The 1,907-nt window shown below is 40.8% G+C and carries 3 protein-coding genes; all 3 read left to right on the plus strand.

Translation table 11 applies throughout. The features are described 5' to 3' along the window. Positions 1 to 223 precede the first annotated feature (223 nt). Positions 224 to 1,153 carry a CobW family GTP-binding protein gene (locus tag ACO4PX_RS09190; protein WP_485572357.1) on the plus strand — a complete coding sequence of 310 codons (930 nt, stop codon included), beginning with the start codon at positions 224 to 226 and terminating at the stop codon, positions 1,151 to 1,153. Positions 1,154 to 1,194: 41 nt separating this feature from the next. Then, on the plus strand, positions 1,195 to 1,425 hold the full coding sequence (locus ACO4PX_RS09195) for a thioredoxin family protein (RefSeq protein ID WP_314345142.1): 231 nt from the start codon (positions 1,195 to 1,197) through the stop codon (positions 1,423 to 1,425). 210 nt (positions 1,426 to 1,635) lie between these two features. Then, the coding region (locus ACO4PX_RS09200) for an Hsp20 family protein (protein ID WP_485572358.1) at positions 1,636 to 1,907 on the plus strand (272 nt) is incomplete at its 3' end.

Consider the following 1,907-nt stretch of genomic DNA (forward strand, 5'->3'; position numbering starts at 1 on the left):
TCATTAAGCCGAAGCTCTTGGGGACTTTTATAGGAATATGCATCCTCGGCATTATCCTGATCGGATATATTTTTAATGCCTTACAAGCGATGCTTCTGGTATAATTTAAGAGAAGAATGCTTTTCTTTCGACTAAGCAGTATTGCCGGAGTGCACGCTATTTTGTGCTACCTTTTACTATCTTTTATATCTTGTACTACATTGTCCTCATTAGGAGATCATTTATGGAAAAGAAAAAATTATATGTTTTAACAGGTTTTTTGGGAGCGGGAAAAACCAGTCTTTTGCTGCATATCTTGGAAGAATTTTCCGATAAAAAGCTTGCAGTCATTCAAAACGAATTTGGAAAAACCGGAATTGACGGCAGTATTCTGGAAAAGAAGGAACTGACCATCAAGGAAATCAACAGAGGATCCATTTTTTGTTCCTGCCTGCAACTTTCCTTTGTGGAGGCATTGGCGGAGATGAGCAAGGGCGATATGGAATACCTTTTTGTGGAAAGCTCAGGGCTTGCCGATCCTTCGAATATTCGGGACATTTTAAAGAGCGTAGAAGTTCTGGCCGGGGACGTCTATGATTTTCAGGGCGTAATCTGCCTGATTGACGGCGTGCATTTTCCAAAGCAGGTAAAGGATACGGAAACGGTAGATCGGCAGTTAAAGCATTGTGATGTAGCCATCGTGAACAAGATGGATTTGATTTCCGAGGAACAATATAAGAAAGTACTTTCTTTGATTCGGGAAGTGAATCCCCATTGCCTGATTTTACAATGTGAAAATGGAAGAGCAGATCTTAGTTTTATTCGAGAGGGCTTTGAAAAGGGAAGCTGGGTAGATTCGGAAGAAAGCTTAAATACAGTGGACAACAAGCCGAAAACCATTTCTCTGGTATGTGCGGAAAATGTTTCCAAAGAGCGTTTTCATCAATTTTTACAAGCGGTTTTACCAGACTGTTATCGGATTAAAGGTTTTTTCCTTTTGGACAATTGCTGGATGCAGGTGGATGTGGTGGAAGAACTAATCGACTATAAGCCATGCCCTGAGAAGGAGATTTCCGAGCTGGTATTTTTGTCGAAGGTTGGACCGAAGGTGATTCGAAGCATTGACGCAGCATGGAAAAAGACGATGAATAGCCCCATGAAATTAAAGAATTAAAGAGTAAGAAAAGTTGGAAGGAAATGTAACGAGAGGTGAATATGGAAATCAAGGTTATCGGTGCAGGCTGTAAAGAATGTGATACATTATATCAAAATGTAAAAGAGGCGGTAAAAGAGCTAGGGAAGGATGCTAAAATTGAAAAAGTAGAGGAGTTAATCGAGATTGTAAAGCTTGGGGTACTCAGTGCTCCATCCCTCATGCTTGACGGGAAACTGGTCGTAAGCGGACGGGTTCCCGGAGTCGGAGAATTAAAAAAGCTATTGTCTTAAAGGAAGCCTAAAAATACACAAATTTTTCACAACTAAATTAGCACTCGACACTTGACAGTGCTAACAACTTGAGTATAATCATAATCAAGCAGAGGAACAGAGAAGACCGCAAGGACTTTAAAGGTTCTCACGATGATGAAGATTCTTCCCCTTGCTGAAAAAACGACAAGAAATTAGAAGTCAAAAAAAGAGTATAAGGAGGAAAAAGATATGTTAGCACCTAGCATTTTTGGAGAGAATTTATTTGATGATTGGTTTGATTTTCCGAGTTTCGGAGGTCTGGGCAGAGTAGAGAATAAGCTTTACGGAGACCGCAGCGGAAGACTAATGAAGACGGATGTTCGTGAAAAGGAAGGGCAGTACGATATGGATATCGACCTTCCGGGCTTTAAGAAAGAGGATATCAAGGTAGAGCTGCATGACGGCTATCTTCAGGTCAGTGCCGTGAAGGGCTTAAATGAAGAAGAGAAGGATGAGAAAGG

The sequence above is a fragment of the Oribacterium sp. genome (genome assembly GCF_057249185.1).

Excerpts from the sequence above, each read along its gene's own strand:
- ACO4PX_RS09195 (WP_314345142.1), top strand. The coding sequence starts at position 1,195 with ATGGAAATCAAGGTTATCGGTGCAGGCTGTAAAGAATGTGATACATTA.
- ACO4PX_RS09190 (WP_485572357.1), top strand. The coding sequence starts at position 224 with ATGGAAAAGAAAAAATTATATGTTTTAACAGGTTTTTTGGGAGCGGGA.